The organism is Pseudomonas sp. AGC41 (genome assembly GCF_057334555.1).
Genome location: NZ_JBHFJB010000048.1, coordinates 33,381 through 37,671, shown reverse-complemented (window position 1 = coordinate 37,671; position 4,291 = coordinate 33,381). Strand labels below are relative to the sequence as shown.

Here is a 4,291-nt window from a genome sequence, read left to right as displayed (position 1 = left end):
CCTAAAAATCTTGCGGTCGCTGCGCAACCGCGCGGGCCCCCCCCCCCCCCCCACGAAGGCATTCAGGTCTGCTGGCTGCTACAGGGCGAACGGCAACAGCGTGCTGACCTTCTGCCGCTGCGCCAGCCGCCGCTGAAACTCCTTCGGATCGTGAATCAACACATCCTGGCCGGCGAACGACTCGGCGGCGATCAGCCGCGACAGCCAGAACCGCACGCACGCCACGCGCAGCATGGTCGGCCATAGTTGCGCCTCGGCAGATGTGAACGGCCGCAGCGCCGCATAAGCGCCAAGCAACGCCCGCGCGCGCGGGCCATCGAGCATGCCTGCGTCATCCGAACACCAGTCGTTCAGTGCAATGGCGACGTCATACAGCATTGGCCCGGAACAGGCGTTGTAGAAGTCGATCAACCCGGTCAGGTGGGTGCCTTCGAACATCGCGTTGTCGCGGAACAGGTCGGCATGGATATTGGCGCGGGGCAGCGCGAGGATGCCGATTTTCTGCTCGGTGATTTCGTCCAGCGCCGCTTCCAGCAATTGACGGGCGTCCGTATCGAGGTGCGACAGCAGCTTGGCGCCCTCTTCCTGCATCCAGTCCAGGCCACGGTCGGTCTTGCGCTTGATCATGTTGTCGCGGGTCGCCAGGTGCAGGTGGGCAAGCAATTCACCGACCTGGGCGCAGTGCTGGGCGTTGGCCTGCTTGACGTGCTTGCCGGCCAGGCGCGGTTGCAGCAGCGCCGGTTTGCCGGCCAGTTCCCTTAACGCGAGCCCATCGGTAGTGCGCAAGGCGTAAGGCACCGGCAGGTTGGCGCCATGCAGCACGTCCAGCAGCTCGATGAAAAACGGCATTTCCTGCACCGGGCCGCGCTCGACCAGAGTCAGGACGAACTCGCCCTGTTCCAGGCTAATGAAGAAATTGGTGTTTTCGCTGCCGGCGGCGATCCCCTGGAAATCAAGCAGGCGGCCGAGCCCGTAGGGGGCGAGAAAGGTTTCCAGCTCGGGCCGAGCCAGGGGCGTGAACACAGACATGGTTAGAACTGCCAGTACGGGCGCCCTTCAGCGGGCGCCGGTTGAAGTCGCGAGCGGTATCACCACTCAAAGATTTTCCACGAAGGGATCAGCATATCCGGCTGATCCGATCGAATGAAATTGCCATCGCTACCGTCGGCGCGCACCAGGAAATAAGGCTTGCCGTTCTTGGGCGTGACCTTGATCGCGTACAAAAAGCCGTTCTGCCGGTATTCCTGAATGGTTTTATCGCCTTCGGTGCGGATGGTGACATCCGGGTCCGCCGAAGGAGCGTCATCCGCCGCCATGACGGCCAACGGTGTGAATGCAAACAAGCCAGCCAGTAACAGGCGATTTAGTGTACGCATGATAACCTTGTCCCTTTGTCGTCAACGGTCCCGCTATTCTAGCCCCGGACCCGCCGAAAAGGTTGATCCTGCTCATGAGCCAAGCCCCCCTCGTCCTGGTGGACGGTTCTTCTTATCTGTACCGCGCCTTTCACGCGCTGCCACCGCTGACCACGTCCAAAGGCCTGCCGACCGGTGCGGTCAAGGGCGTGCTGAACATGCTCAAGAGCCTGCGCAAGCAATATCCGGACAGTCCGTTCGCGGTAGTCTTCGACGCCAAGGGTGGGACGTTTCGCGATGCGCTGTACGCCGAATACAAGGCCAATCGCCCGAGCATGCCCGACGACATGCGCGTGCAGATCGAGCCGCTGCACGCCAGCGTCAAGGCCCTGGGCTTCCCCTTGTTGTGTGTGGACAACGTCGAAGCCGACGACGTGATCGGCACCCTGGCCCGCAGCAGCGCCGCGGCCGACCGGCCGGTGGTGATTTCCACCGGTGACAAGGACATGGCGCAACTGGTCGACGGGCACATTACCTTGGTCAACACGATGACCGGTAGCTCACTGGACGTGGCTGGCGTGAAGGAGAAGTTTGGCGTCGCTCCGGAGCAGATCATCGATTATCTGGCATTGATGGGCGATTCGTCCGACAACATCCCGGGCGTTCCGGGCATCGGGCCGAAGACCGCGTCCGGCCTGCTGGTGGGCGTCAATGGCGGCCTGACCGAGCTGTATGCGCAACTGGACATCGTTGCCACGCTGCCGATCCGTGGTGCCAAGACCCTGGCCGCCAAGCTGGAAGAACACAAGGAAATGGCCTTTCTTTCCTACGAGCTGGCGACCATCAAGACCGACGTGCCCCTGGATATCGGCCTCGACGACCTGCAGATGGGCTCGCCGGATCACGAGAAGCTCGCTGAGCTGTACACCCTGCTGGAATTCAAGAGCTGGTTCGAAGAAAACCAGCGCGACGCCAAACGTGCCGGGCAGGAAATCGTTGAAGTCGCTGATGAGCCGGCGGCGGGCGTCGAGAAGCGCTATGACCTGATCCTCGACCAGGCGAGCTTCGATGCCTGGCTGGCCAAGCTTGAAAAAGCGCCGCTGTTTTCCCTGGTCACGCAAACCAACGGTAGCGACGCCCAGCACTCGCAACTGGTGGGGTTGTCGTTCGCGGTTGCGCCGTTTGAAGCGGCTTACCTGCCGCTGACGCATTCCTACATGGGCGTGCCGGAGCAACTGGACCGCGACACCGTACTCAAGGCACTCAAGCCATTGCTGGAAAACCCGGACAAACTCAAGGTCGGCCAGCATGCCAAATTTGAGATCAACATCCTGGCCAATTGCGCTATCGATGGTGATCAGAACAACGGCATCCTGGTGCAGGGCATCGCTTTTGACACCATGCTCGAATCCTACGTGCTCGATTCCACGGCGACTCGTCACGACATGGACAGCCTGGCGCTGAAATACCTCGGGCAAAGCAAAACCGATCTCCAGGATATTGCCGGCAAAGGCGTCAAACAGCTGAGTTTCGACCAGATCTCCCTCGAACTTGCCGGCCCATACGCCGCTGAGGATGCTGACGTGACCTTCCGCCTGCACCAGGCCTTGCAGGAAAAACTCGCCGTCACGCCAAGCTTGGGCAAGGTGCTCAACGAGATCGAAATGCCGTTGATGCCGGTCCTGGCGCGAATCGAGCGCCAAGGGGCGTTGGTCGATGCCAATCTGCTGGGCGTCCAGAGTGTCGAGCTCGGCGAGAAACTGGTGGCGCTGGAGCGTGAGGCATTCGCTATTGCCGGTGAGGAATTCAACCTGGGTTCGCCGAAGCAATTGGGCGTGATCCTCTACGAAAAACTCGGCTTGCCGGTGCTCAGCAAAACTGCCAAGGGCCAGGCTTCGACTGCCGAAGCGGTGCTCGCCGAACTGGCCGAGCAGGATTATCCGCTGCCCAAGGTGCTGATGCAGTACCGCTCGCTGAGCAAGCTCAAGAGCACCTACACCGATCGTCTGCCGGAGCAGATCAACAGCCGCACCGGGCGCATTCATACGTCTTATCAACAGGCTGTGGCCGCCACCGGACGTCTTTCGTCCATTGACCCGAACCTGCAGAACATCCCGATCCGGACCGCCGAAGGGCGACGGATTCGCCAGGCATTCGTCGCGCCGAAAGGCTACAAGCTGCTGGCAGCGGACTACTCGCAGATCGAACTGCGGATCATGGCCCACCTGGCCAAGGACGCAGGGCTGCTCCATGCGTTTCGCAACGACCTGGACGTGCACCGCGCCACCGCTGCCGAGGTATTCGGGGTCGAGTTGGACGCCGTCAGCCACGACCAGCGCCGCAGTGCCAAGGCGATCAACTTCGGCCTGATCTATGGCATGAGCGCGTTCGGCCTCGCCAAGCAGATCGGCGTCGATCGCAAGCAATCCCAGGCCTACATCGATCGTTACTTCACCCGTTACCCAGGTGTATTGGAGTACATGGAGCGCACCCGTGCCCAGGCCGCCGAGCAAGGCTTCGTCGAGACCATCTTCGGTCGTCGGTTGTATCTGCCGGACATCAATGCGAAAAACCCTGCCCTGCGCAAAGGTGCCGAGCGCACTGCAATCAATGCGCCGATGCAGGGTACGGCTGCCGACATCATCAAAAAAGCCATGGTAGCCGTGGATGGCTGGCTGGCGACGTCAGGGCTGGACGCGAAGGTCATCCTGCAGGTACACGACGAACTGGTGCTGGAGGTTCGTGAGGACCTGGTCGACCAGGTGAGCGCGGACATCCGCCAGCACATGAGCGCCGCCGCCACGTTGGACGTGCCGCTGCTGGTGGAAGTGGGCGTGGGCAATAACTGGGACGAGGCGCACTGATCCGAAGCCCCGAAGTTAACCGCTCGTGGGGGGGGGGGGGGGGGGGGGGCTCGGCTGCGCAGCAGCCGCAAA

The 4,291-nt window shown here is 61.8% G+C and carries 3 protein-coding genes; 1 reads left to right on the top strand and 2 read right to left on the bottom strand.

The features are described from left to right. Positions 1-78 precede the first annotated feature (78 nt). Together ACE04F_RS09640 and ACE04F_RS09635 are read right to left on the bottom strand one after the other, a co-directional pair. Positions 79-1,029, bottom strand: coding sequence for a homoserine kinase (locus ACE04F_RS09640; protein WP_486106209.1), 951 nt, complete (start codon positions 1,027-1,029; stop codon positions 79-81). A 59-nt stretch (positions 1,030-1,088) separates the two neighbouring features. Beyond that, positions 1,089-1,376 carry a DUF2782 domain-containing protein gene (locus tag ACE04F_RS09635; RefSeq protein WP_434559758.1) on the bottom strand — a complete coding sequence of 96 codons (288 nt, stop codon included), beginning with the start codon at positions 1,374-1,376 and terminating at the stop codon, positions 1,089-1,091. Between the two features lie 74 nt (positions 1,377-1,450). Between ACE04F_RS09635 and polA the strand changes: the two genes are divergently transcribed. Beyond that, positions 1,451-4,219, top strand: a complete 2,769-nt coding sequence (polA, locus tag ACE04F_RS09630) for a DNA polymerase I (protein ID WP_486106206.1) — start codon at positions 1,451-1,453, stop codon at positions 4,217-4,219. The last annotated feature ends 72 nt before the right edge of the window (positions 4,220-4,291 follow it).